Genomic DNA, 26,612 nt, shown 5'->3' on the forward strand with positions numbered 1-26,612 from the left:
ACTATTGCAATAATGATAAGGCTCCGATACTGTAAGTATATGAAGCGCTTATTTTTTTTCTGTCTGTGTTTTGCTGTTGTTTTTTTGGGATGTACGGGAAAGAACTCTGTTCCTCCTGTTTCTGAAGAAGGAATTATGGGTGAGGCTGTCCCCCAGGAAAAATCGGGATGGTATTATTTTTCAAATACAGGTATTCATGAGGCAAAAAATCCTGCGGAGATACCGCAGCGTCCGTTCCGTCCCTGGACAGAGGCCGTACGGGTTTCAGACGCCGCAATTATACAGGGAGTCCCTGCCTTTTTAATTAACCGGCTCGGAATTATGACAAGCGGATCACCGGATACTCCCCCTGCCCTTCATACGGCGGCAGAGTTTTTTGAATCAAATACAGCGGCCGGTTTTTTAACATCAGCGGGAGAAACAGCGATCCATTTTTACAAAAGCAGTTTTTTTTCGGAAAAGAACGGGAAAAGCAGCGGGTCGGTAATTCTGGCAGGATATAAGACATCGGATGGAAGTTTTGCCGCGGAACTCACAGCGCCTGATATAGGCCTTGCCGCAGGCTCGCAGTGCGTTGCTTTGGATAAAATAGGCTCAAGGTGGTATGCGGCATTTAAACTGGAGGAAGACAATAAGGTTGATTTTACCTATCTGGAATTTGAGCTGGTACCCTGCCCGGAAGAAATCCCAAATATATACTCTGTTTCAGGAATAAAAAAACTGTCAACTGAAGCATACCGCAATTCGGTGAAACCTTTTGATTTTTCACAGGCCCCGGTCCAGCTCAGAAATCTGCTTTCGCGGATTCCCGATGAAACGGCCTTTTCGCTTCGGGTATATTCCCCTGACCTTGAAACCACCCAGACTTTTACGAGTCCCGGTATATCAGCCTCTGTAGAAGGGTCGGCCTTCTTTTCAGAAGAAAAAACCGCTGTACTCTTTGCTGACGGAACTTTTTATTACAGTCCGAACATTGCGGAGGGGAAGCGCTATATTCTGCGGCTCCCCGTTCTTTCAAACGGATATGTCTATACCAACTTTATTCTGACGGGAGACAGACTCCTCGCGGCCTGGGAAGAACAAAGATTTTTTGAAACGGGCAGAACAGGACTTCTGGAAATAAAAATTCCGGACGGAATTCAGTAAAGCACGGAAAGCAAACAGTAAGCCTGTATTTACATGGCTTAATAATAAAGAAGGGTCCCGGAAGATTATTCCGGGACCCTTTTCTGTTTTCAGGGAAGATGCTGCTTAATATTCAATAGCTTTTGAAACAGCCTTATCCCTGAGATATGATGCAAATTCAGTGACGGTCATTTTATTCTGCTTTCCGTCCCTGAAACGGACTGAAACCGATTTTTCATCCATCTCGCTTTGTCCTACAATAAGCTGATAAGGTATTTTTAATCCCTGATACTTGCGTATTTTCATGTTCATACGCTCATTATCAGTATCTGCAGTAATACGGAAACCTTCTGAAGCAAGCTGCCTTGCGATTTCCTCGGCATAGGCGTCAAAGGCAGGGGCCACCGGTATTATTACTGCCTGCTGCGGACTGAGCCAGACAGGAAAAAGTCCCGCATAGTTTTCAATCAGAATTCCTATAAACCGCTCAAGTGAACCGAGGACGGCCCTGTGCAGCATTACAGGGGTGTGCTTTGCATTGTCTTCGCCGGTATATTCAGCATTGAGCCGTTCTTTTGAAGGCAGCTGATAATCGACCTGTACCGTTCCGCACTGCCATTCCCTGCCAAGCGCGTCAACCAGCCTGAACTCCAGTTTCGGTCCGTAAAAGGCTCCTTCACCAGGAGCAATTTCATAAGAGAGACCGGCTTCGGAGCAGGCTTTTGCCAGGGCCTCTTCGGCGCGGTCCCATGTTTCATCACTCCCGATGCGGAGTTCAGGCCTGGTTGAAAATTTGACAAGAACTTCGTCAGGATTAAATCCGAAATCTTTGTATACTCTTTTCAAAAGCCGGCAGAATTTGACAACTTCCGAGGATATCTGTTCCTCAGTGCAGAAAATATGGGCATCATCCTGTACAAATCCCCGGATGCGCATGATCCCGTGAAGTGAACCGGAAGGCTCATTTCTGGTGCATGAACCGAATTCGGCAATACGGAGAGGAAGGTCCCGGTAACTTTTCAGTCCCTGTTTGAACAGTTCGATATGCCCGGGACAGTTCATCGGTTTTAATGCAAAAATGCGCTTTTCGCTCTCCGTAATAAACATATTTTCCTTGTATTTCGCCCAGTGGCCTGAACGTTCCCACAGGCTTTGGGGCATTACAAAAGGCGTTTTAACTTCAACATATCCGTCTTCATGGATCATTTCCCTGACATAGTTTTCAACTATACGGTATAAAAGCCATCCGTTCGGATGCCAGAAAATTTGTCCGGGATTTTCATCATCAATGTGGAAAAGGTCAAGCTCTCTTCCCAGTTTCCTGTGGTCCCGTTTTTCAGCTTCTTTCAGCATATTCAGATAGCCGGTAAGATCCTGGGGCCGTTCCCATGCGGTTCCGTAAATTCTGGTCAGCATGGGTTTGTTTTCGTCACCCCTCCAATATGCCCCCGCTGTTTTCATGAGCTTGAAACTCTGAACATTTATTTCTTTTGAATTTCCGACATGAGGCCCCCGGCAAAGATCAATAAAATCGCCGGATTGATATACTGTTATGGGTTCACCGTCGGGGAGCTCATTTATCAATTCTGTTTTAAAGGGTTCATCCTTAAACATTTCGAGGGCTTCATCCCGGCTCACTTCCCGTCTGATAAAATCGATGTGTTCATTAATGAGCCGTCTCATTTCCTTTTCGATCACAGGAAGGTCTTCGGGTGTCAGCGGGGCCGGAAGCTGGAAATCATAATAAAAGCCATTGGTAATTGAAGGCCCGATAGCAACTTTGGTTCCCGGAAACAGTTTTGTTACCGCGGCGGCCATAATATGTGCAGTACTGTGTCTGATAATGGAAAGGCGGTCAGGGTCATCGCATTTTGATTGCTGCATTTGTGCGCTCCTTCAGGGTTCCGTAATAATTGCCGGCGAATCCGCCGTAACTGATACGGTATAGATCTTTGCAGGGACGAAATTCAATCAAATGAATTCCGCGGTTCCACCCCGCTTCAAATCCCCATGACAGGGAGCGCACTCATCGCCTTTAACGCAAGGATAACGGCCGGAAATACTGGGATACATACCCGTTCACACCGGCAACTCGGGAGGGGTTTTCTGTCCGGCCTGTGTCAGCAGTCTTTCAGCCTGAATTTCCGGCGGCTTGCCGTTCAATTCAGAACCGCTTCTCTTTCGGCATGGTTCCGGACGTACTCGTCTCCGTCTTTGTTATTGGCTAAACAATAACTTTCCGGCAAAAGGTTGTCAAGTAGCCTGGAGCATGGTGATTTTTACGTATTATACATACCAGTCGGTATATAGCGGGGAATTTCCGTAACCCGGTTTAACTTGTAGCTTTATTTTTTTATGCTATAATGATTATATGAGTCAGAAAACAACATTTAAGGTTGATCAAAAAATTGTATACCCCAGTCAGGGTGTAGGTAAAATACTCGAGATAAAAGAGAAAATGTTTAAAGACGTAATGATGCTTTATTATGTCATCTATCTCGATGTTTCTGATATGACTATAATGATACCTGTTGATAAAGCTGAAGAACTGGGCATCCGCGCTATTGTTTCGCCGGACGAAGCAAAAAAAGCGCTTGAACTCATCTCACAGGATTTTGAGCCTATTCCTTCTGACTGGAAGCTCAGATATCAGATAAATCTGGATCTTCTTAAACAGGGAAGCGTCGTTGATATAGCAACCATTGTCCGGTCATTATATCATCGCAGCAAAATTAAGGAACTTCCCATCCTTGAACGCAAATTATATGACTCCGCCAGAAAACTGCTTGAAGATGAAATCACTTACTCACTGAATCTTCCCAGGGAAGAGGTCGAGGCCCTTATTCATACCCATCTTGAGCCGCTTGGGGCGGAAAATCCTGAGGCTGAAGATCAATTGACTGAAACTGATGAAGACGACAGTTTTATTGATGATACGGATCTGGATGATGAAGATGACAGCGATGATTCAGAGGATATGGAAGAATAGACTATGACTAATACGCTGATTTTAACAGCAGCAGGGTCTTCGCATAGAATGGGCAGCGGAATTAAAAAAGAATATCTTCCCTTTCCGGTGCATCCGGGAGGAAAAGTGTGTGATGAGAATAAATTCCAGTCCAGTGTTCTGTCTGAGGCTTTTCACACTTTTTTGAAAACCGGTTTTTTTTCCTGTGCTGTTATTACTGTTCCCAAAGGCGGAATTGCGGAAGCGGAACAGGTTCTGGCAAAAGATAAACGAATTATGCCTCTGATTGCGGAGACAGCCTGCCGGATACTTTTTGTTGAAGGCGGAGAAACCAGACAGGCTTCCGTATTGAAGGGACTTGAATATCTGTCCGCTTTTTCAGACGAAAATGATTTCAATATAAATACCGTTCTCATCCATGATGCGGCCCGCCCTGGGTTTCCGAAGAATTAATAAAAACTGTTCTTGAAAAAACCGTTTTGCACGGGGCCGCGGTTCCCGCAATACATTCCGTAGACACCCAGAAAGAAATTGACGGGACAGGCAAGATTATCCGGCATCTTGACCGGGACAGTATTGTCTCCGTCCAGACGCCGCAGGGGTTCCGCTTTACCCCGATTCTTGAAGCGCACCGGAAAGCGGCCCACAGCAATACGCTCTATACGGATGATACCGAAATATGGGGGCAGTATGCAGGGGATGTGTATGTTTGTGCAGGCCGCCGGGAAAACAGAAAAATTACCTATCCGGAAGATCTGCAGTGATCCGTGTCGGGCTGGGTTATGACCTTCACAGACTTGTTGAGGGCAGGAATCTCATGCTGGGCGGTATTCATATTCCTTTTGAAAAAGGCGAAGACGGCCATTCCGACGGAGATGTTTTACTTCATGCAATAACAGACGCCCTTCTGGGGCAGCAGGTTATGGGATATTGGAGAAATGTTCCCTCCCTCCGAACCGGAATGGAAAAATGCGGATTCCGCTGATCTGCTCGCCTTTGCCTGGCAATTCATTGAAAAAGATGGCTGGATTCTTGAAAATATTGACTCAGTAATTACCCTTCAGGAACCGAAGTTTCTTCCGTGGAGAATGCAGGTACGCGAACGGATTGCCCGGATACTGAAAACATCTTCAGACCGTATTTTTGTCAAGGCAAAAACAGGAGAAAAGCTCGGACACATCGGCTCCGGGGAAGCAGTTGAAGCACGGGCAGTATGCCTGCTTTCCAGGGAATAAAATTTTACGTGCTGGTTAATGCTGGGGCATTTCAAGGATAAGCTCAACTTCTCCTTTTGACATTTTCAGGCCGCGGGCTATTTCATCAACAGTCCAGCCCTGGTGGGCAAGCTGGATAACATTCTCCCTGACGCTGATAACGGGGGCGCCCTTTTCCTTTGACGCCGGAAGGTCTTTCTTGATTAATGCCTGAAAAAGTTTTAATTTTTCTTCCGCCTGCTTGTTTATTTCAATAAACCTGCTTTCAGCGCGGGCAAGCCATTCCCGGGCAGTCTGCATCTTTTCAGTCCTGCTCTCCACTTCTTCCATGAGGGAATCAAGTTCAACCAGCTTTTCTACCGCATCCGCAGTTTTTTCACGGTTTTCAAGAAGAATACCTATCTCGTTTTTGACTGTTTCAAACTCACCAGGGAAGGAGGCAAGCTGGTCCCGGTAGGAATGAATATCCGATTCAATTTTCTTCAGATTTTCAAAGGCCTTGTTAATATCCTCAACCGTTTTATCAAGAACAGATTCTTTCTTTTCCAGTCTTTCATACCTCAGATTGACTTCAGCTACAGTTTCTTCCAATCTGCGTATCTGTACCTGGTAGGTCTGGAGATTATCATCAGTAAACGTAAGTTCCTTTTTCTTGGTGTCAATGGATTCAGCAATGCCGAGCAGCTTGGTGAAATCGCTTTCCAGTGAATCTATTCTGCGTTTCTCAGCCATAAACCGTGTGATTTTCTGGTTCGCTTCTTCTTCAAGTTTTCTGACTTTTGTGTACTGCTGGTCAAGCATATTCATGGTATTGCGGTAGCCGTCAAGTCCTGCGATTTCTGCTTTCAGTTTTTCAATACTTTCTTCGAGGGCAACTCTGAGTTCATCCGCGCGGTCAAAGATACGGGTCTGTGCGATAAAGGCTTTCTGGCTTTTTGCGATTTCCCCGAGATTTTCTTCAAGCTGGTTCGTATCGGAATGAAGTTTCTGGAGCAGTTTTTCCCTTGTCTGTTCAATGCCGGTTCTGACTTCTCCAACCTGGTTTTTCAGAGTGGCGACGGCACGGTCCATTTCCTCGCCTGCTGTCTTGATTTTCTGTTCAGTTTCTTCCGTGAGACTTTCCTGAAGGCGCCTGAATTCGGTTATTACCTCATCTGACCGGCGGTCGAATTCCGCATTTACGCTGTCAAGATTTTCTTTCAGATTATCCAGTGAATTTCTGAGCTGCTTCCGTTCTTCCTCGGTTTCGGCGACAAAATGTCGGTAATTTGACTGATAGGCGCTATCCAGTTCACCGATTGCGGAGGAGACGGAATTTCCGAGACCGTCAATTTTTTCATCAAGCATTAAGCCTGCGTTTGCAAGCTGCTGCTCATTCTTTGCCTGCCATTCCGCAAAGTCGCTTCTGATTGATGACAGGGTTTCTTCCGAATCGGATTTTGCCGTATCGATTTCCGTAATAAATTCTTTTATCCTGACTTCAATTTCCTGTTTTTGCTTGCGGAGCAGTTCTTTTATATCACCCGAGAGTACGTCAAGTTCATTTTTCGCGCGGAGAGATGCGGTTTCCTTTGCTTCATCAAATTCCACTTTAAACTGTTCGGAAAAGGCAAGTATGGACTGATCGCTCGCCGCTATGCGTGAATGGAGTTCAGCTTCCACCGTTTTGATCTGCTCTTCAAGTTTTGCGGTGTATCCGTTATACTGCATGGAAATTTCGGCAAGCCTGTCCTTGAGTTTGCGGGTATACTCGTTTTCAAGATCATTCCGTTCAGCTTCGTTTTCAGACAATACGCTGCTGAGCCTTTCGTCGACATGGGTTCGCCATTGTTCCAGCTCAGCTGTGATAGCTTCACTCCGTTTTTCAAGGTCCGCGGCAAAGGAATCTTCGAACACTTTCAGGTTTTCCGAAACACTGTCATAGGCGTGCGCTTTCAGTTCATTTAAATCTTTCTGGAGGCTCTGCATCCGCGCCGCCAGCGAAGCCGCGTCATCCAGAAGTTTCTTTTCAAATTCTTTCTGCCGGCCGGTCTGTTCGGATGTGAACGATGAGAATTCACTGGTGACCTTTTTTTCGGCTTCCTGTATCGCAATATGCAGCTGATCATTAAGCCGCTCAATGTCGCTTCCGAGGGATTCGAATTTTGCTATTCTGAAATCAATGTCCTTCTGATAGGTCTCGAGACTTGCCTCAATGGAAGCCGCTACATTTGTGAAACTTGTATTTGCATCGGCGGAAAGTTTATCTACCGATTTCGCTATTTTTTCTTCTATATCATGAATTTTACTGAACACTTCCTGTGTATGGGAGTCAATCTGCTGTCCTCCCCGGCGAGTCTGTCCTCAACTTCTTTTCAAAACCGGTGATTGCTTCGCCGGTTTTCTCTGAAAGGTTCTGAATTGACTGATTCACCTGGTGTTCAAGCTGTCTCATTTGCTCGAGGATAGAATGCGAACGTTTTTCTGTTCCGTCATTGCTTGCTTCAAGTTTATCCAGCAGCTTTTCCTCAAGCGATACAATTTCCGTTTCGATTTTGTCAGCGGATATTTTTAACTGCCCCTGCATATATTTTTCGAGTTCCGCTATTTTACTGTTGATATCCGAAGTCTGTTCATCTGTCCCCGAGAATACTTTTTCAAAGCGCGCGGAAACTTCAGATTCAATATCAGCAAACGAGTTTCTGATCTTTTCGCCAAAGGCCGATATCTCCGCGTTTACTTCGGATTCGGCGCGGGCAAGTTCCGATTTCAGTTTTTCAATACGGGCAGAAGAAAGGGCTTCGGCGTTTTGTATTTTCGCTTCTATTTCCGCTGACCGTTCGCCGGTTGCCTCGGATACCATTTCAAGCTTTTCAGCAATTGATGATTCCACTCCGGAAAGGGTTTGATTCATACTGTCCGTAAATGCGGTGATTTCTGCGGAAACGCTGTTTTCCGCCTGGGCAAGGTCATTCTGCATCTTTTCCATGCGCTCGGCCGAGAGAGATTCCGCATTTAGTACCTGATTTTCTATGAGGGAAATTGTGGCACTGCTTTTTGTCTTGAATTCTGCTATGTCGGATTCGGCTTTCTTTGTTGTCGCGTCAAGCAGGGCACCTATCTGCCGTTCAAATTTCTGAATTTTTTCCGTAAATTCGACCGTCTTTCTTTCGTTTCCGTCCGAGAGTTTTTCAATTTGAGCCTGAATACTCTGTTCGATTTCGCCGCAGGAATTTCTTGTTTTTTCCGCAAAAGCCGATATGTCATTATTTATGGCGGATTCAAAATGATGTATGTCCGCCTGTATTTCATCAAATCTGGAAGAAGCAAGGGCCGCCGCGGTTTTGACCTGGTCTTCCACGCGCGAGGCGGCTTCTTTTCCGCCGACGTCCAGTTCTTTTATTTCAGTACGGAACGCTTCGAGATATTCATCCGCCTCGGCTTTCCAGTCGGCGCGTTCTTTTTTGAGCAGCTGCTGGACTTCCTGGAGTTTTGTCTTTGTCTGTTCGTGAAGCTGGGTTGTCTTTTCTTCTATATTTTCCTTATAGCGGCTTACGCGTTCAGTCGCCTGTTCCTTAAGTTTGACAAAAGCGGCGTCTTCCATGCTGTCGGCCCGTTTTGCCGCTTCCTGGAGGGCCTTTTGATATACAGTCTTTATCTTTTCGGTTGCGCTATCAAGAAGGACCGCCGTGCCGTTATTTATTTCATCCATTCTGTTCTGCAGAGCGGAAATTTCTGAGGATATTTTACCGATCGTATCTGACTGGATTTCGGCCAGGCTTTTTCTGTTTTCCTCGGCAAAACGTTCCTTGAGGGCAGGTATTGCGGCGGAGATTTCCGCAAGCTGTTTCTGTGAGGCTGCAAGTTTTTTCGCAAGAGTATCGGCAAAATTTGATTCCGAGGTAATCTGAACAAGGTTTTTTTCAGCTGACTCGGTCATTTCCACAAGCTGCCGGATGGTGGCATCATAGGTTTCGATTTGTTTTCCGAAATCATCAACTTCTTTTCGTCTGTCAACGAGGTTCTTTTCAGCGATTTCCAGTTTTTCCCGGGTGTCTTTCAGGCTGGCAGCGGCGGCGTTTGCCCTGTCCATCATTGTTTTTAAATCAATTGCTGATTCATCCAGTTTTGCCTTTTTCTGGTCACTGTAAGCCGCCAGCTCTTCTTTCAGTTTTTCGCCGAATTTCTTCAGTTTTTCCATTGAGCGGTTATTTTTATCCAGCTGCCGGAAAATTAAAACCATTACCAGGCATATACAAAGGGTTATAATGTTACCCAGAGTAAAAGTCATTCTCTACCCACCCTTTTAAGAAAATGTTACCCTATTCTAGCACATTACGGATTAATTGGCGATAGTTTGAAAAAGAAATATCGGGCTGAAGGCTTTTTTTAGCCAAAGAATGGCTCCCGTGAGAGGTTTTCAGGGCTGTTTTCATGCCAATTCCGGCCGCTCCTTCAACATCTGAGGTATAACTGTTGCCTACATATAAAATCCGTTCCGGTTTAATGCAAAGAGAGTCTGCCAGTTCAATAAAAGGAACCGGCGACGGTTTAAGCGCTCCGATTAATTCCGCTCCCAGGATAACATCACAGTACGGTTCAAGACCCCACAGGGATTCCTTTTGATCAGGCCGGAAATCGGATAATAACCCTATTTTCAGGCCCGAATCTTTAAAGGCCTGAAAGGCTTCCTTGACATGGGGAAATGGTTTTACTTTTCTGAATACAGGCCGCCAGCCCTCATATATTTTCTTTCTGAGGATTTCACTTGCCTGTTTGGGCGTGCATTTGAGATAGGGAGCAAGAAGTTCTCCCTGCCAGGCAAAAAAATCCGGATGAGCTTCGCCCGGGTATTCAAGCTGCCAATATCTTATTTCCCTGCGGACCTTTCCGAAAGAAACGAGCAGATGGACATTTTTAAGCGCAAAAAAGACGAGCCTGCGGTACAAAGCCCAGTTGGAATAGAGTGTCCCGTCAATATCAAAGGCAATTGCGTCAATTTTTTTTCTCATTGAACTTTTATACTATAGAGGAACCGCGCGTGTCCATCCTGTGTTCCCTGTTCAAAACGCCAGCGTGAAAACTGGTTTACAAGATAATTTCTTATGTCGGGAGGCAAAACAGCGGAAGGGCTGAACCTTACGAGTCCTCCGGGTACCGTTCCGTCAGGGCGGACAACAAATTCAACGGTAACCGAGCGATCCGAATCCACCAGCCTTGCGAGATCGGGAGGAAGTTCTATTGAGGGGTGTTCAGGATATAGAAGCCTGCGGGGTATTCCCTCAAAAACAAGATTTCCGACTGTAGAGGTTCTCCCTTCGGTAACGGAAGAAGCCGGACCGGTGCCTGTCTGTGAGGAGGTTGCGCCGGAAGTACCCTGCTGTACTCCTGCCTGCGCCGCACCCTGAAGCTGTTCAAGAGATCGGGCTGTTTCTTCAGCAGCTGTTCCTGACCCGCTGTCAGTCCGGCGGGACGATACCGACGCTGAGGACTGTCTGTTTTGCTCCACAGCCCCCGCCGTTCCTTCAAACTCCGTAACCGCAGCGCCCGGGCTGTTTCTTGTATCGGAAAGATTCGTATTCTGCGGACTGGAAAAATCCAGATAAGAGCCTTCACCGGTATGTTCCCGCGAAGACGGGAGCGGCGTATCAAAGTCGGGAATCCCGAGGCCGGCGGAGGAAGCGGGGGCCGTCCGTGAGGGGGCTGCCGCGCCTGACTGCGCGGGTGCAGAAGGGCGGGACGCTCCGGAAGAAGAAGGTGCGGGCGAAGCCGTTTCGGGAGACCTGGGAGTGTCCTGCTGTACAGGCCGGGGTTGGGATTGCTGCGCCGGAACAGCCGCTGCCTGAGCCGCTCTTTCAGGGACGGCAGATGCGGTAAGAGTTATCTGTACGGCGGAAAAATCACGGTCAGGCTTTTTGCGCGGGGCAGCCGGAATGAAAATCAATAGTAATAAAACGGCCAGCCATACTCCCAAGCTGATAAGTCCGCTGCGGAAAAGTCTTTTTCGGTCCCCTGCGCTTGCCTGCATTTCTCCCGCCTAATTTCTGGTCCGCAAATTGATACTGACAAAACCGGTCCGCCTGAGCGAATCGAGAATCCGTACGATCAGTCCGTTTGTTACATCCTCATCAGCTTCAAGGCTTACAGGAACAGTTTCTTTCGGGATTGTACTGGGAAAACTGAGGAGGACGGCGTCCATGTCTTCGAGTTTTACCGGTTCGGAGTTGATAAAAATATCACCGGTCCGGCTGACAGTGATTGTTATTCCGTTTGTCCGGGTGCCTTCAGATGTTGAGGACTGCGGAAGCTCGAGGCTTATCCCGGGCAAAACCGCGAAGGTTGTTGAAACAAGGAAAAACAATATAAGCTGAAAAACGACGTCAATCATTGGCACAAGATCAACAACGGCACGTGTTTCCAGTTTCCGTTTAAATCTCATTTTTCTTTTTCCCCACAAGCAAAAGGACCAGATCACTGACAGAAGATTCCATTTCAGTTATCATCCTGTTCATTTCGGAAATAAAATAATTATAGAAGATTATGGCAGGAATTGAAACGACAAGACCTGCGGCCGTGGTAACAAGGGCTTCGGCAATCGCGCCGGCAAGAACCGCAGGATTCCCCATGGTTCCCATATCGCCAAGAACACCGAAGGCCTGAATATTCCCGGTAACGGTTCCGAGAAGCCCGAGAAGGGTCGCGATATTGGCGATTGTACCAAGCGTGGAAAGAAATTTTTCAAAACGGGGAATCTCCCTGTTGGCCTGGTTCATGACAGCTTCCTTGATGGATGATTCGGAATATTCCCTGTAGGAAATTCCTGTTTTCATCAGCCGGGAAAGAGGGCTGTCTACCGTATCACAAATCGCGGCGGCCTCTTCAAAATGGCCCTTATCAATTGCGGACCGCAGGCGGGGCATTAAATCTCGCTGGCCCTTTTTAACTGAATGAAAAAAAAGCAGGCGTTCAATAATTATCACCGTTGCAATTACCGCGCAAAGAATGATAGGAATCATTACCGGTCCACCGGATATTAAAATTGACAGCATAAATCCTCCAGAATCAGCGTTATGTATTTTACCAGTATATTTGACTTGTCCGATAACCGACAGGCTTTTCAGGCAAATCTGCTGTTGTTTTCCGGTTTTATCCCTATCCTGCTCTTTCCGTTACGGAAATATATCAGGGCATGGTATAAAATCCGGCAAAATCCCTAAAACCATACAGTACCGGACAGTATAATTGAAGCATACTGCTCGGTAAAAATTCCATTGCGTTTCCGTTCCTCTCCGATTATCCGCGGAATCCAGTCATTTGCGGAAATTTTCAGCATAAAATTCGGAATGGGTTTAAATGAACCTTCCAGCGAAAGTATGGGGATTTCATTGCTGTCAAGCGCAAAGGAAGCAAGGATTCCGGCTTTCCAGCGCTGGTTTTGTCCCCTGTCATATACCGATATTTCCGCATCAAGCCAGTGCAGGGTTTTCCGGTACACCCGGTCCAGCCACTCGCCGGAATAACTTACTGCCGCGCTGAAAAAGGAGCCGGTCCAGCCTATTTCCGCGTCTGTCCGGAGACTGCTGCGTTCCACTCTGAGAACAGGAAGCATACAGGAATCGTCAAGTACATCCGAAACGGCAAGGATACCCCTGTTGGCCGCTGTTGTGCGGAATTCCGCCTGTATGCCTATCGCGAGGCCCGCTACGGGAACGAGAGTAAACCCGCCTGCCGCATTCCAGTCAGCCGCATATACGGATTCATCATTATACAGCGCGAAGGGTTCTTTAACTGCGACAGAATAATAACTTATCCGGTCAGAGGAAAGTCCGCCCCGCAGATATACGTCCCTCAGAACAAAAGTCTCGTTTGTATATCCAAGAGAAATTGAAAAAGGAACAAGAATACCATCGGAAGAATCAGCAAAAAAAGCGACGTCAGCTATCGAAGTAATATATTCCGAGGAGTACCCCAGCTGCAGGCCGCCGCTTCCTGCATGGATTTCACCGCTGCCGTCAACAGTCTCAAATCCGTATTGGGCGAAAATTCCCGCGGAAAAACCGTTCATGACAAATAAAAAGAGAAAATCGGGAGAAAAATAATATCCATTATATCTCTCGATCGGATAAGCCGGCCCCGGATCGCCGGAGACTTCATTGCCGGCGCGTTCAGGAAAGCTTGAAAAAACATTTCCGTTCAGTCTTCCGGTCAGGGAAAAGAGTTCGGGCTTGATGACCGGTATGGTAAAGCCTGCGTCCCAGAATGCATAATGATGGCTTATGGAAAAGTAATCCGCATTTTTCCCCTGAAACCCGTCGGACAAACCGGAAAAGCCGACCGCAGCGAACCAGTCGCCTGCAGGTGTTTTATCGCGCATAAAAGCGTCAATAAACAGCCTCCGGTCAAAATAACCGGCCCCGCTCTTTTTTGTTCCATAACCATCATCGGTTCCAAAAACAAAGTCAATTCCTATTTCGGGCAAAAGCGCAACCCTATCAGTATCAGGAGAACTGTCTTTTTCCTGGTTAATGCGGAGGGAAAAATCACTGAAAATAGTCTCAAGCCCGCCTATTCCCAATACAGCCTGACCGGTAATATTGTTAGAAATCCGGCGGGGTTCGTCCTGAACGGAAGAGTCAATCTCCGCCAGTACTGTTTCCGGTTCGGGAAGAACTTCAATTACGATTTCAGGCGCAGAGGATTCGTCAGGCCCCGGATCAGGGAGCCCGGCGGGCGCGGGAGATTTCAGTCCGGGCAGGGCGGCGTCGGAAACAGTACCTCCGCTGCTTATTATTCTTGTCTCAAGGTCGGGGACATCAATTTCATTTGCCGATATCCACAAACAGGCGGAACTTATAAGAAGCAGGGCCGGTATATTTTTAATTCCGTAATTCATCATACTGTTCTCCCGTAATTATAAAGCAAGCAGGGCCGCCTTGCGGGTCCAAACCGAATCGGGCCAGGTCGATTTCAGGGTTTCTACCGTTTTTGCCGCATCGGCCCGGAGACCGGCCTGGATAAAACTGTCCGCAGCTCCATACAAGGCTTCCGCCGAGCGGTCGCCGTCTATAGGAGCATAATAGGTTCCCGCGGAAAGCAGCGCGGACGCGGCCGAGCGGAAATTGGCGTCCTCGCGGTATATATTCCCCAAAAGCAGCCAGGAAGCAGCGTACACACTGATTTCTTCCCTTGAAAGGGACGCCGGAGTTTTTGGAGCCTTTGCGGTAATATCCCGCAAAATAGTCCTTGCATCATTTCGTTTGCTGAAATCGGTGAGGTACTGGCGGGCCAGCGTAAGTCCCGCGGCCCTCCCCTCCGCCGAAGAAGCTTTTCCCGCCTTGTTATAAGCCGCGAGAAGGGCCGTGGTGTCAGGAGAATTACCGTTTATCAGTCCCTGCAGAAAATCTATTTCTTCAGGAATTCCATCCAGTCTTGCTTCCTCGGGAAAGCGGGAGAGATATGTTTCCGCTGTATTCAGGGCGGCGGTATAATCACGGGAGGAGCGGTAGGCGTCAACCAGATCATTATAAGCGCGGGGAACAACCGGACTGTCCGGAAATTTTTTCAGAAGTTCCTCCCACCAGAGAATGGCAAGAGCCTGATTGCCCGCCCTGTTCCATGCGTCTCCGCCGCTTCGCAAAACAGAATCAATAAAGCGTCCGGAGGGCCAGGTTTGCCGGTAAGAGGAAAAAAGATCAGCCGCTTTTTGCCAGTTGCCGTAAATATACCAGCCCTCCGCGCTGCGGAACCAGGCTTCTTCTGCCAGAGGATCTTTCGGAAACTGTTCCGACAGCGCCAGCCAGCGCTGTTCCGCAAGTCCGGGGTTATTTTGCCGGAAGGCAATATCTCCCAGCATATATTGCGCCCTTGCCGCGGACGGGGTCCGGCCTGAAGTGGCAGTACCGTCCGCAATACCCTCAAGTATTCCGGAAGCCTGCTGAAAATCTTTCCTGTCTATCAGAATAGACGCCTGTAAAAGCATTGATTCGGCGAGATCATCCATTGTAGGCGCAAGGCGGACAGCCCTCGCGGCAAAAGGAAGCGCATCGGTTCCGGCCTGGATTGAGGCAAGAGTTGCCGCTGTCGCGGCCTGCCAGCTCCCGGCGTGATTCGGCCAGGTATCAAGATATGTTTTGAAAACAGACGAGGCTTCTTTCCAGTTTCCCTGGCGGTACAGACTCCACGCGCGGTAGTACCAGCTCCAGGGCGCGTAGTCGGGGAATTTTTTATCATATTCAGGTGAAAAAAGGGCAAAAGAACGGGCCGCAAAACCCCATTCGCCGGCCCGGACAGCGCAAATTCCTGCAAGATAGCGGGAAAGCGCAAATTCTTCCGGGTCCTGCCGTTTCAGATCAGGCCATATCCGGTCAAGCTGTCCGGAAAGTTTTTCCGCATCCGAAGAACCTATTCGGAAATATGAAAGGTATAACAGGGGAATTGCAGCCGGTTTTGTCTCAATCCTTTTCTTATACAGTTCCGCGGCGGCGGACTTCTGACCGGTTTGTTCAAGGGCCTGTCCGTACAGATAGTACACCTGGTCCGCAAGGTCAACCGGAAGAGCCGCGAGGTCCTGTTTTTTGCTCCATTCCAGAGAGGCTTTCCAGTCGCCGTTTTCACTGCTCAAACGGGCAAGTTCGAGCAAATAATACGGGGTAAATATACCGGCATTCGGGAGATTCTTTTCAAGCAGCGTTATTGCCTCAGGAATTGTCTGCGTCCGCCTTGACTGCTCAAAAACGTCCCTCGGGGTCTGTGAGAAAATATATAGTGAAAACTGCACAAAAAAGACGCAGATAAAAAATGTCAGCCTGCTCCTGTGATTGGCATACATCGGTTATAATCCTCATTTTTTCGGCACCGGCCGAATCCGCTATTATAAATTTGCCCGCCCATAAAAGTACCCGGAACTTTCCGGACCGGAGTAATTTCAGGCATAGTGTTTTTAATATGCTTTAAAGCACCTGTATTTCAATATAATAATTATAGATGAAAAAAGGTAACAAAGCGGCCGGAGATTATTATTGACAGTTTCAGGTCACAAGATCAGGGATCGAAAAAACCGTCTTCCGGAATTTTAACCCGTACCAGGTTAATAAAGGCATCCGAATTGACCCTGATAAAGCGGTTTATATCGGTTTCTTCCGCGTTTTCGAAGACAACGACTGAAAAAGTCCCGTTTTTGTCAAAATGCGGAAAAAAAACGGCAACATGGTGAAACTGCCTCATCGGCGGCTCTCCCCGCTCCCTGCTTACGGCCCCCAGATACAGGTGTCCGGGTTCATGTACGGCAAGCCAGTACAGAAGAGGAAGCAAATCCTGCATTTCATAGCCGACATTCTTAAAATATCCCGGTCTGCCGGCGAGTACGGAAACAGTAATATCAGCTCCGGAGGAATCAGGTAAAACAGTCCGTCCCAGGGAAAGGCTCACTACCGCTGCGGCAAGATTTCTGGTCCAGTCCAAACCAAAAAAAAGGTCTCTGATTTCCCTGAATGGCTCGGTAAAAAAAGTATCCGGCGAAGCAGTCTGGCTTTTTAATGGATTAATATACAGGCCTGCTCCCGCAGAGGGCTTGATTATTCCGTCTATAACCCACTTGGCAAACCCGGAACAGTTTACGCCCCCGATTATTTTATCCCTGGACTGCCAGTCTTCAGCAAAATTTCTTACTATTTCAAGATTTTGCGGAGATCCGTCTTTAATGAAAACCGGACGTCCGTTTTCATCAAAAGCGCCGTCGTCATAGTAAACCAATGTATGGAGGCGTTCGCGAATGGTATGTACAGCGGCCATTGAATCATCAAACATTGCCCAGTCGGGATGGAGAATATTCCAGGGAATGGTTTTTCCGGTTATTTCCATAACCGAAGAAAAAGGTCTTGTGTATAATCTGACCAGGGAATTGCCCGCAGGGACATTTCTGCACACATCGGCGCCGTAAACGGTTATGCTTACGGAGGTTCTGCCCTGTTCCGGGCTGGAGCCAATCGGTCTGAGAGTCACAAATACCTGATCATCTGAAAGAGGATAAATAATAATATGATCCGGCTGCCCGTCCGAGAGCCTCCGGGTGAGGATCCAGGTTCCCTGCACGCCGTCCGCGCGATCGGGTACCACGGAGACTGAAAAAAAACCGTTTGTTCTGTCTATACTGCCTGCAACGGTAAACACATTTGCATACCGGTCGGTATATGACGCCGGCTTTTTTGGAAGTACGCGTGAAATTTCTTCCTCAAACCATTCTGATGAAATCTGTTTTCTGATCAGATCTGATTCAATAAAACCGGGAGGTGTACCCGATCCGCTCCAGAGTTCAGAAGACCGGACCATTTGGAGCGGAAAACAGAGAAAAAAAAGTGTTAACAGCCACAAAAAGGCAAATTTGCGTTTCATACCTCTTCCTTTATCGGCAGGCAAACCTGATGTCTTGAAACCTGCCGGCCCGGAAGAAGAAAAAACGCACTTTTGCTTTTATTTTCCGACGGCTTCCGGTATTGTCTCCGTCTGAAGTTTTGTTTCATCGGGATGGGAACCGAGCGGCGCGTTCGCAAGCAGAAGTTTGAGTCTGTTAACCTGGTTGACCTCACTCGCGCCCGGATCATAGTCGATGGCCGCTATATTCGAAATGGGGAAGCGCCGGCGAAGTTCCTTTATCATTCCCTTTCCGGTAACATGGTTCGGAAGGCAGGCAAAGGGCTGTACACAGGCAATACTCGGAACACCGGTATGAATAAGCTCAACCATTTCAGCGGTCAGGAACCACCCTTCTCCGGTCATATTCCCGAGCTGGACAATATCATCCACACCTTCCTGAAGTTTGTAAATCGATTCGGGCGCAGTAAAGCGTCGGCTTTCATTCAGGGCCTTTTTCATTTCACCCCGGTACAATTCCAGGAACCAGACAAGAAGCCGGGCGACTCGCTCCGATGATTTCGGGAAAGCCAGTTTCTGGTGTTTGTACACACCGTTGCTGAAAGAATAAAACAGGAAGTCCGCCAGATCGGGAACAACACATTCGGCGCCTTCTTTTTCAATGAGTCCGAAAATATCATTATTTGCCGTCGGATGAAATTTCACAAGGATTTCACCAACCACGCCGACCCTCGGTTTATGCACATCCCTGAGCGGAAGATTATCAAAATCGCGGACAATATTCCTGACAAGTTTATTGTATCCGCTCAGTGAATAGGATTTTATCTGCTCGATTGCCATCGCGTTGTATTTTTCATACAGGGCATTGGCCGACCCCGGAACAGCTTCATATGGCCGCGTCCGGTAGAGTACGCGCATAAACAGATCGCCCAGCATGACCGACATCATTGCCCGGTGTAAAAGAGGCAGCGTTATCTTAAAGCCTGGGTTTTTTTCCAGAGACTGGGCGCTCAGACTGATAACCGGAATATGTCCCCAGCCTATATCTGAAAGAGCCCGCCGGATAAAACCTATGTAATTCGTTGCGCGGCAGCCGCCCCCGGTCTGTGTTATCAGAAGGGCGACCTTATCAAGATCATATTCCCCGGACTTGAGCGCTGCGATCATCTGCCCGGCTACAATAATGGAAGGATAGCAGGCGTCATTATTCACATACTGGAGTCCGGTATCAACGGCCTTTGTGTCAACATCGGGAAGAATTACAAAATTGAAGCCCGAATACTCAAAGGCGTGCTGTACCAGCCTGAAATGGATCGGAGACATCTGAGGAGCAAGTATTGTGAAATCTTTCTTCATTTCCTTGGTGAAAATGGTCCTTTTATGGCTCGAGGAATGGTGTTTTGCCTGAATGGCGTTCCTTTCACGCTCATGGATCGCCGCGATAAGACTCCTCATACGGATCCGGACAGCGCCCAGATTCGACCCTTCATCAATTTTAATCAGGGTATACATGCGTCCCTTTGCTTCCAGAATTTCCTGCACCTGATCGGCGGTTACAGCATCGAGGCCGCAGCCGAAACTGGTCAGCTGGACAAGTTCAAGATCAGGGTTTGACGTAACATATTGGGCCGCCCGGTATAACCGGTTGTGATAGGTCCACTGGTCTACAATCCGGAGGGGCCGTTCAACAGCGCCGAGGTGGGCGACAGAATCCTCGGTAAGAACAGCGAGTCCGAGTCCGGTCAAAAGTTCGGGAATACCATGGTTGATTTCGGGATCAAGATGATAGGGCCGGCCCGCGAGAACGATGCCCTTGAGTCCGCGCTCGTGAATTTCCGCAACAACTTCTTCACCTTTGCGGGCAGTCTCATCTCTGAAAGCTTCCTGTTCAAGCCATCCGTCCCGGACAGCCGCAACAATGTCTTCCTTTGAAATGCCAAAGATTTCACCCATTTCTTCATACAAGCGTTCGCCAAGCCGTTTTTCATCATCAATCGGAAGAAATGGATTCATATACAGAAATCCGCTGTTTTCCTTGCGAAGAATATCAATATTGTTCCGCAGAACTTCCGGGTAACTGGTAACAATGGGACAGTTGTAATGATTACCGACGCCTGGGTCTTCGACCTGTTCATAGGGAGCGCAGGGATAAAAAATAAACCGGCAGCCGTCATTCAGGAGATGTTCAACATGGCCGTGACTGATCTTCGCCGGATAGCAGACGGACTCGGACGGAATGGTTTCCAGGCCTTCTTCATAAATCGCCCGGCTCGATCTGGGTGAAAGCTTCACTCTGAAACCCAGCTTTGTGAAAAAGGTAAACCAGAACGGGTAATTTTCATACAGATTAAGTACGCGGGGAATACCAACTTCTCCCCGCGGCGCATCTTCAGCGGCAAGGGGCTTGTACCTGAAAACCCTGCGGTATTTCCAGTCAAAAAGGTTCGGGACCGGTTTCTTTTCGGGTTTTTTAAGCCCGGGATCGGCTTCATCCGTTTTACCTGTCTTTTTAGGTTCAATATCAATTTCAAGACCGCGTTCGCAGCGGTTGCCTGTTATAAAACGCCGGGGAGGCGCCACCATCTGCTCAACAGGACCGGCGGTCGAAACTCCGGCTGTAAAGGTATTAATAGTAAGGAGACAGTTGTTTGAACATTTGCCGCAGCGCCTGAGTTCGAGGTCAACCGCAAAATTCTCAAGCTGCGCCAGGGTTGCGAGACCGGTCCTTGCGTCTGCGGGACATCCGGCGTCCTTCCACTGGTCCCGGGCAATAAGAGCGGCTCCGTATGCACCCATGAGACCGGCAACGTCCGGCCGGAATACATTTCTGCCCGAAATTTTCTCAAAGGCGCGCAGAACGGCGTCATTATTAAAGGTACCGCCCTGCACCACAACTTTCTCCCCGATTGCCGAAGCGTCACGGAGCTTGATAACCTTAAACAGGGCGTTTTTTATAACGGAATAGGAAAGTCCCGCGGAAATATCTCCCACCGAGGCGCCTTCCTTTTGGGCCTGTTTGACCCGGCTGTTCATAAATACCGTACACCGGCTTCCGAGGTCAACAGGATTTTCGGCCAGGAGGGCCTTGTTTGAAAAAGTATGAATATCCAGCCCCAGGGAACGGGCAAAGTTATCAAGAAAACTTCCGCAGCCTGAAGAACAGGCTTCATTCAGCTGGATCGAGGTAATGGCCCCGTTTTTCATGCGGAGACACTTCATATCCTGCCCGCCTATATCGAGAAGGAATTCAACGCCGGGAACAAAGAAATCTGCGGCTCTGTAATGGGCAATGGTTTCAACTTCTCCCGTATCAACTCCGAGCGCGGCCTGAAAAAGGGCCTCGCCGTAACCGGTTGAACAGGACCGGACGATCCGGACCCCTGCGGGAAGGCTTTTATACAAATTCTTCAGGACGGAAACAGCCAGTTCCACGGGATTTCCCGCGTTTACATCATAAAACCGCCACAGTATCCGGCCCTGTTCATCTACGAGAACCGCTTTTGTGGTTGTAGAACCGGCATCAAGTCCGAGGAAAACAGGGCCTTTTGCCGTATACAGGTCCGCCGAAGCGGCCATTTCAGACGCGTGGCGAATGCGGAATTCTTCAAGCTCCTTCTCATCACTGAAAAGGGGTTCAAGCCGCTGAATTTCCTTCATCTCGGCGTGTTCAAGCTTTTTCAGACCTTCCCGGAGATCGGAAACCGAAACCAGAACAGCATCGGTTTCCCCGCCTTCAGCGTTTTCAGAGGAAATTTCGGCTGACCAGGCGGCGCCGGCGGCCACAAAAAGCTGGGAATTTTCGGGAACAATTATTTCATCACCTTTCAGTTTAAGTGTTTCAATAAAACGGAGGCGGAGCTGGTCCATAAAGTGGAGAGGCCCGCCCAGAAAGGCAACCTTTCCACGGATGGGTTTTCCGCAGGCCAGTCCTGAAATGGTCTGGCTTACCACAGCCTGGAAAATACTGGCCGCGATATCCTCACGGCGGGCTCCTTCATTTATCAGAGGCTGAATATCGGTTTTTGCGAAAACACCGCAGCGGGCGGCAATCGGATAAATGGTCTTGGCTTCCTTGGCGAGTTCGTTCAGGCCGTTTGCGTCTGTTTCAAGAAGGGCCGCCATCTGGTCAATAAAGGCACCGGTCCCGCCCGCGCAGGTACCGTTCATCCGCTGCTCGATACCGTCGGAAAAATAGGTAATTTTTGCATCTTCCCCGCCGAGCTCAATCACAACATCCGTCTGGGGATTATTTTGCGTACGGCAGTTGTTGAAGCCACAACTTCCTGAATAAAGGGAACAGACAGCCAGTGGGATACGGCAAGTCCGCCGGAACCGGTTACTTTTATGCTCAAAAGCGGCAAATCCTGCCCCACAGACTGTTTTTCTATTTCATTGAGAGCCTGTTCAACAACAGAAACAATAGTACTTCGAATATCGGCACGGTGGCGTTCATATTGGCTGTACACCACGGCCCCGTTTTCATCCAGAGCCACTACCTTAACTGTTGTAGACCCGACGTCTATACCAACACGTATAATTTTTTTATCAGACATACATTTATGATGCCATAGAACCGCAACTGATTCAAGGCTGGTCTTTTGCGGGGGATGCGGAAAAAGAAGAGATTTACTCTGTTAAAAACGGAAAAAGGGCCGGAAAACGGCAGGAAACAGGCAAAAAACAGAATTATACATTTTCTTTTTCCCCGGACGTTACAGGAAGCATACACCAGGCCCTGTTCCCCGGATAAAGAATGGCCAAGAATGAAGGATATATCCGTTTGTTATTTTGAATGCACAGTCCGCCGGAGAGAAAGACCAGGCAGGGTACCTGTGTATAAACGGCAAGAAACCGACTGACGGTCAGTCATATGAACAACTGTTAACCTGCAGGTTAACAGTTGTTCATAAATGATAAATTCAGGGAAGGACTGTTATATCGGCCAGTATCCGGCGGGTTCCCACTACACTGCCGTTTGCGAGTTTCATTTCAAGAAGTTCGACCCTCCCCCTGACTGAAACGGTCTGCTGCTCATATCCCGCGAGGAGCTTCCGGCTTTCATCCGATATAAACCAGTCATTGCTGTCCATATCGGTGAGGACCAGCTGGGGAAAGGGTTCATTGCCCACAAGCCGGATCCGTCCGGTAATTTCAACGACCTGCCCGGCCGCCGCCGATTCATACAGGGAGGAGACCGTTTCCCGGGCAGAGACCTCCTCCTGCCCGGAAGGGGCCTCAATTCGGACCGCGGGTTCCGTGTCTTTTTTTTCTTTTTTTCCGAAAGAATGCATATCTGTGTGTACGAAAATCAGAAAGGAAGCTGTTATGAAATATATCAAAACCCTGTTCATCTGCGGACTCCTGCTTTTCTTTCAATGCCGGACGGCCTTTGAATGCGGTGACTGTCGGCATCCAGTCCGCCGCCTCCGGCCGGATGGACGCTGACCGGGTACATATCCGGCACGGAATCACTGATCACGGTTAACTGCCTCGACTGGGTGCGGATGGCGCCGGAGGTGTTTGCGGCGTACCCATACTCATCGCTGCCGCTTTTATTGCTGTTTGCGTTGAAGGCAAGGAGTGTATCCCCGGAATACGGAGCCGCCGCAATAATAGTTGCGGAATCTGACGAGAAACTCCGGTAGCGGATATTTGTCCCGCTTTCGGAATCCCTGTTAAAGCTCTTGCTCCCCAGATAGGAAAAAAAGCCCTCGCCGGGAGAAAGGACATAGCGTTTCTGGCTCAAATTTGCAGGATACCGTATCCGCGTCCTGATTTCGTTATTGTATCCCAGATAGCCGGATGTATTATTAAAATAATTTGACATCATCCAGTAGCTTAAAAGTTTTTCCCAGTTCCCGAAGGAGCTGTCAATATACGCGCCCGCGGATTCTGTCACGGCCCGGTAATCCCTGTAATCCGAATCAATTATTTTTTTATAGATTCCGGTATCAAGGCCGGAGTGTATCCGGAGCCACTGGAAAAAGAGGTAAACGGTAGCGTAATCGGCGAGTACATCGCCCCCGCCCTGATCCGACTCCCAAAAGCCGTTCCAGACAAAGAAATTATTCCCGTACACGATTGTATTCACCGGGTCCGAGTTAAAATAGTCAATCCGTTCCTGGATATGTCCGCCGGCATATATATATTCGGCCCCGAAGAAAGGCCTTCGTTAATCCAGAGGTCCTGGCTTCTGTTGTCTTTTAATACAGTATTTGAGCAGTTTATCAGGTGCTGGAGTTCATGGGCGATTGTCGAATAAAAACCGCTGCCGCCGGGAGTCTGGGGATTGATATCTATAAAGAGCATATCGGCCTCATTTGAACGCGCATATCCGGATACGGTTTTGGAAAACATATGGGTCTGGTCAAAATAACCGGCCACGTATCCTCCGGACCCGGTAAATCCGTCCGGAATATCAAGCAGCAAAAGTATGACCTTGTTATTCGCATCCACATCAAGAACTGTCCCAAAGGCGGCTGTTATCCGGTCATGAATAGTCCTGTCATATTCCTCCGCTATTTCCAGCGCGGTCTGCCCGTTTATCTGGTATGAACCGTCATTTACTTCCGCATAAATAATGCAGTGCTCGCTTTCCGCCAGCATTATGGCATCGAGTGTGTACCACGCATCGGTAACATAACTGATTGCGTTAAATTCCCGGCCCGTTTTCCAGTCAGCATATAATACCGTATCTCCCGGAATGGTCATCATATCTCCGGGGAAATAGACCGTTCCCGTCCCATCGGCGGCCGTATTCCAGCCGGCAAATATATAGCCGGCGTTCGCAAGACTTCCTGAATTCCCCGCAATAAGGGCTCTTGTGCCGGCAAGGTAATTATTCTCATTAACAGGCGGCATTCCCGATGACGCGCCGTTTCCGTTATATGTCAGACTGAAAGTATCAGCCTCATCTTCCCACTGCGCATACAGGGTTATATTTTTTGTAATCCTGAAGCGGTCTCCCGGATAGCAGCTGGTCCCGGTGCGGTCCGCCGCGGTATTCCAGCCGGCAAAAACAAACGGGTCATTCGACAGATTTCCGGTATTATACTTGATAACGGCATAGGCGCCTGAGGAATATTTTGCCGGATCTGCCGGTTCGGTGCCTGCCTGAGCGCCGTTTTTATTATAGGAAACAGTGTATGTCACGGCGGGCTCGATCTCTATGGTGACCGGGCAGGATACAAAGATAAGGATAATGGCAATAAAGATGCCGCCGTAAGTTAATCTTCTCAAAAAGCCGATCCTCCCGCAGTTTCATGGATTACATATATTAGACTATACCGTTTCCCGGCGGAAAATTCTATGACCGGACGGAATTATTTTCATTTTAATGAAAATGAATTGTTGCAGGAATGGGAGGAAGGACGTACAATAATTATATAGAAAAAAGTATCACACATTAATGAACGGAAGGGGTTAATTAATGGAAAATACTCGGAAAAAAATCATTCTTGTTGACGATAATATTACAAATCTGACCGTCGGCAAAAACACGCTGATTGACAAATACGATGTTTTTACCATCCCTTCCGGTGAAAAACTGTTCAAAATCCTGGAAAAAGTAATCCCCGATCTGATTCTGCTTGATGTGGAAATGCCTGAAATGAGCGGGTATGACGTGATAAAAATCCTCAAAAGGCAAAAGGAAACGGCGCATATTCCGGTTATTTTTCTGACCGCCAAAAGCGATACGGGGAGCGAGCTGGAAGGACTGTCTCTCGGCGCAATAGATTATATAACAAAACCTTTTTCTCCGCCCCTTCTTTTGAAACGCATAGAAGTACATCTGCTTGTGGAAACACAGAAACTGGAGCTGAAGGAGTATAATGATAATCTTCAGGAAATGGTAATGGAAAAAACAAGGGAAGTGCTGAATCTTCAGAACGCTATCCTTAAAACGGTTTCGGAGCTGGTCGAATGCCGGGATTCGGTTACGGGCGGACATATTGAACGGACCCAGAATTATCTGCAGATACTTTTGAGGGCGCTGAGGGAACAGAACCTGTATTCGGAAGAAACCGTCGGCTGGGACAATGATTTCTTTTTTCAGTCTGCCCAGCTCCATGATCTCGGAAAAATCGCGATACGGGACAGTATCCTCCTGAAGCCGGGAAAACTGACAGAGGAAGAATTCAACGAAATGAAAAAACATACGACATTCGGCGTTCATGTTATAGAAAAGATAGCGGAAAGTACCACGGAGCAGACGTTTTTGAATCACGCGAAAATTTTTGCGGGAACCCACCATGAAAAGTGGGACGGATCGGGCTATCCCGGCGGTTTGCGTGAAAAGAATATCCCGCTTCAGGGCCGCATGATGGCCATAGTGGATGTGTATGATGCGCTTCTTTCAGAACGCCCGTATAAAGAGGCTTTTTCGCATGAGGAAGCCGTGAAAATTATTCAAGATAGTAAAGGCACTCATTTCGATCCCGTGCTTGTTGATCTTTTTCTTTCCGTAGCAGGGGAATTTGAAGCGATCCAGCGGAAAGTATAGCGGCCAGGGGCCTGATTATTCTGAAAAACCGGATTGCGGAAATGCTGTCCATAGCATGAAGGGTGTGCTTAAGAGGTAAAACTATGTCGCTCGCGAATCTCCTTATTATACTGAGTTTTTTGAGTCTCATACTCGGAGCGTATGCAATATACCGGGAAAGAAAATCGGCAAAGAAAAACTGGGGATTTCTGCTGCTTGCCTGCTGCGCTTCCCTGTGGAACTTCGGGGGAGCTTTATATTTTTCCATGTATTCTGTCCGGATAAGTACGGTCGGTATATATCTTATCGAGGTTTGCATTCTTTTTGTTTTTCCCATAATTACATACTATTTCATCAAAATCCTTGATTTGAATTCTCTGCTTGCAAAATGCATACTGGTGGTCCAGATCCTGCTTGCCCTTGTTCTTGTTTTTTATATATACGCGAACAGTTTATTATAATTGATATAGTCGAC

At 48.0% G+C, this 26,612-nt stretch carries 17 protein-coding genes and 3 pseudogenes; 6 read left to right on the forward strand and 14 right to left on the reverse strand.

Annotated features, from left to right (window positions below; all coding sequences use genetic code 11):
- The first annotated feature begins 39 nt into the window (after positions 1-39).
- Positions 40-1,146, forward strand: coding sequence for a DUF8086 family protein (locus K7I13_RS04495; protein ID WP_255948315.1), 1,107 nt, complete (start codon positions 40-42; stop codon positions 1,144-1,146).
- Positions 1,147-1,251: 105 nt separating this feature from the next.
- Here K7I13_RS04495 and thrS read toward each other — a convergent pair whose 3' ends face one another.
- Complete coding sequence (gene thrS / locus K7I13_RS04500) at positions 1,252-3,009, reverse strand: threonine--tRNA ligase (protein WP_255948317.1); 1,758 nt, start codon at positions 3,007-3,009, stop codon at positions 1,252-1,254.
- A gap of 487 nt (positions 3,010-3,496) precedes the next feature.
- Here thrS and K7I13_RS04505 point away from each other — a divergent pair, with 487 nt between their 5' ends.
- From K7I13_RS04505 to ispF, 3 genes and pseudogenes are all read left to right on the forward strand, one after another.
- Positions 3,497-4,114 (forward strand): CarD family transcriptional regulator, encoded by a 618-nt coding sequence (locus tag K7I13_RS04505; RefSeq protein WP_255948319.1) that lies wholly within the window; start codon positions 3,497-3,499, stop codon positions 4,112-4,114.
- A 48-nt stretch (positions 4,115-4,162) separates the two neighbouring features.
- Positions 4,163-4,857 (forward strand): annotated as a pseudogene (locus K7I13_RS04510) (IspD/TarI family cytidylyltransferase).
- Positions 4,857-5,328, forward strand: a pseudogene (gene ispF / locus K7I13_RS04515) (2-C-methyl-D-erythritol 2,4-cyclodiphosphate synthase). Before K7I13_RS04510 ends, ispF begins: the two co-directional pseudogenes overlap by 1 nt.
- A 15-nt stretch (positions 5,329-5,343) precedes the next feature.
- Here the strand turns inward: ispF and K7I13_RS04520 are convergent.
- From K7I13_RS04520 to K7I13_RS04580, 13 genes and pseudogenes are all read right to left on the reverse strand, one after another.
- Positions 5,344-7,602: a SpiroCoCo family coiled-coil protein gene (locus K7I13_RS04520; RefSeq protein WP_255948321.1), complete on the reverse strand. Its 2,259-nt coding sequence runs from the start codon at positions 7,600-7,602 to the stop codon at positions 5,344-5,346.
- A gap of 16 nt (positions 7,603-7,618) precedes the next feature.
- Entirely contained in the window at positions 7,619-9,577 is a 1,959-nt protein-coding gene (locus K7I13_RS04525; RefSeq protein ID WP_255948323.1) for a SpiroCoCo family coiled-coil protein, read from the reverse strand.
- 31 nt (positions 9,578-9,608) lie between these two features.
- Positions 9,609-10,298, reverse strand: coding sequence for an HAD family hydrolase (locus tag K7I13_RS04530; RefSeq protein ID WP_255948325.1), 690 nt, complete (start codon positions 10,296-10,298; stop codon positions 9,609-9,611).
- A complete protein-coding gene (locus K7I13_RS04535; RefSeq protein ID WP_255948327.1) occupies positions 10,295-11,314 on the reverse strand; it encodes a hypothetical protein in 1,020 nt (339 codons plus the stop codon). The genes K7I13_RS04530 and K7I13_RS04535 overlap by 4 nt, the downstream gene beginning before the upstream one ends.
- A gap of 9 nt (positions 11,315-11,323) precedes the next feature.
- Entirely contained in the window at positions 11,324-11,725 is a 402-nt protein-coding gene (locus K7I13_RS04540) for an ExbD/TolR family protein (RefSeq protein WP_255948329.1), read from the reverse strand.
- Complete coding sequence (locus K7I13_RS04545) at positions 11,715-12,335, reverse strand: MotA/TolQ/ExbB proton channel family protein (protein ID WP_255948331.1); 621 nt, start codon at positions 12,333-12,335, stop codon at positions 11,715-11,717. Before K7I13_RS04545 ends, K7I13_RS04540 begins: the two co-directional genes overlap by 11 nt.
- Positions 12,336-12,499: 164 nt before the next feature.
- Complete coding sequence (locus K7I13_RS04550) at positions 12,500-14,182, reverse strand: hypothetical protein (RefSeq protein ID WP_255948333.1); 1,683 nt, start codon at positions 14,180-14,182, stop codon at positions 12,500-12,502.
- A gap of 15 nt (positions 14,183-14,197) precedes the next feature.
- The gene (locus K7I13_RS04555) at positions 14,198-16,114 is read right to left on the reverse strand and encodes a tetratricopeptide repeat protein (RefSeq protein WP_255948335.1); all 1,917 of its coding nucleotides are present in this window, start codon (positions 16,112-16,114) and stop codon (positions 14,198-14,200) included.
- A 212-nt stretch (positions 16,115-16,326) separates the two neighbouring features.
- Positions 16,327-17,676, reverse strand: a complete 1,350-nt coding sequence (locus tag K7I13_RS04560; RefSeq protein ID WP_255948337.1) for a DUF8515 domain-containing protein — start codon at positions 17,674-17,676, stop codon at positions 16,327-16,329.
- 78 nt (positions 17,677-17,754) lie between these two features.
- A pseudogene (locus K7I13_RS04565) lies at positions 17,755-22,208 on the reverse strand (acyl-CoA dehydratase activase-related protein).
- 366 nt (positions 22,209-22,574) lie between these two features.
- Complete coding sequence (locus tag K7I13_RS04570) at positions 22,575-23,006, reverse strand: hypothetical protein (RefSeq protein WP_255948339.1); 432 nt, start codon at positions 23,004-23,006, stop codon at positions 22,575-22,577.
- On the reverse strand, positions 23,003-23,746 hold the full coding sequence (locus K7I13_RS04575; protein ID WP_255948341.1) for a hypothetical protein: 744 nt from the start codon (positions 23,744-23,746) through the stop codon (positions 23,003-23,005). Before K7I13_RS04575 ends, K7I13_RS04570 begins: the two co-directional genes overlap by 4 nt.
- Complete coding sequence (locus K7I13_RS04580) at positions 23,743-24,894, reverse strand: InlB B-repeat-containing protein (RefSeq protein ID WP_255948343.1); 1,152 nt, start codon at positions 24,892-24,894, stop codon at positions 23,743-23,745. Before K7I13_RS04580 ends, K7I13_RS04575 begins: the two co-directional genes overlap by 4 nt.
- Before the next feature lie 190 nt (positions 24,895-25,084).
- Between K7I13_RS04580 and K7I13_RS04585 the strand changes: the two genes are divergently transcribed.
- A complete protein-coding gene (locus K7I13_RS04585; protein ID WP_255948353.1) occupies positions 25,085-26,158 on the forward strand; it encodes an HD domain-containing phosphohydrolase in 1,074 nt (357 codons plus the stop codon).
- Positions 26,159-26,241: 83 nt separating this feature from the next.
- Entirely contained in the window at positions 26,242-26,598 is a 357-nt protein-coding gene (locus K7I13_RS04590) for a hypothetical protein (protein WP_255948355.1), read from the forward strand.
- Positions 26,599-26,612 lie beyond the last annotated feature (14 nt).

The sequence above is a fragment of the Brucepastera parasyntrophica genome (assembly GCF_022376835.1).
Classification (GTDB): domain Bacteria; phylum Spirochaetota; class Spirochaetia; order Treponematales; family Treponemataceae; genus Brucepastera; species Brucepastera parasyntrophica.

Coding starts and splice junctions, on each gene's coding strand:
- K7I13_RS04525 (WP_255948323.1), bottom strand. CDS start 9,577: ATGACTTTTACTCTGGGTAACATTATAACCCTTTGTATATGCCTGGTA.
- K7I13_RS04570 (WP_255948339.1), bottom strand. CDS start 23,006: ATGAACAGGGTTTTGATATATTTCATAACAGCTTCCTTTCTGATTTTC.
- K7I13_RS04530 (WP_255948325.1), bottom strand. CDS start 10,298: ATGAGAAAAAAAATTGACGCAATTGCCTTTGATATTGACGGGACACTC.
- K7I13_RS04495 (WP_255948315.1), top strand. CDS start 40: ATGAAGCGCTTATTTTTTTTCTGTCTGTGTTTTGCTGTTGTTTTTTTG.
- K7I13_RS04550 (WP_255948333.1), bottom strand. CDS start 14,182: ATGATGAATTACGGAATTAAAAATATACCGGCCCTGCTTCTTATAAGT.
- K7I13_RS04540 (WP_255948329.1), bottom strand. CDS start 11,725: ATGAGATTTAAACGGAAACTGGAAACACGTGCCGTTGTTGATCTTGTG.
- K7I13_RS04560 (WP_255948337.1), bottom strand. CDS start 17,676: ATGAAACGCAAATTTGCCTTTTTGTGGCTGTTAACACTTTTTTTTCTC.
- K7I13_RS04590 (WP_255948355.1), top strand. CDS start 26,242: ATGTCGCTCGCGAATCTCCTTATTATACTGAGTTTTTTGAGTCTCATA.
- K7I13_RS04585 (WP_255948353.1), top strand. CDS start 25,085: ATGGAAAATACTCGGAAAAAAATCATTCTTGTTGACGATAATATTACA.
- K7I13_RS04555 (WP_255948335.1), bottom strand. CDS start 16,114: ATGTATGCCAATCACAGGAGCAGGCTGACATTTTTTATCTGCGTCTTT.
- K7I13_RS04545 (WP_255948331.1), bottom strand. CDS start 12,335: ATGCTGTCAATTTTAATATCCGGTGGACCGGTAATGATTCCTATCATT.
- K7I13_RS04535 (WP_255948327.1), bottom strand. CDS start 11,314: ATGCAGGCAAGCGCAGGGGACCGAAAAAGACTTTTCCGCAGCGGACTT.
- thrS (WP_255948317.1), bottom strand. CDS start 3,009: ATGCAGCAATCAAAATGCGATGACCCTGACCGCCTTTCCATTATCAGA.
- K7I13_RS04505 (WP_255948319.1), top strand. CDS start 3,497: ATGAGTCAGAAAACAACATTTAAGGTTGATCAAAAAATTGTATACCCC.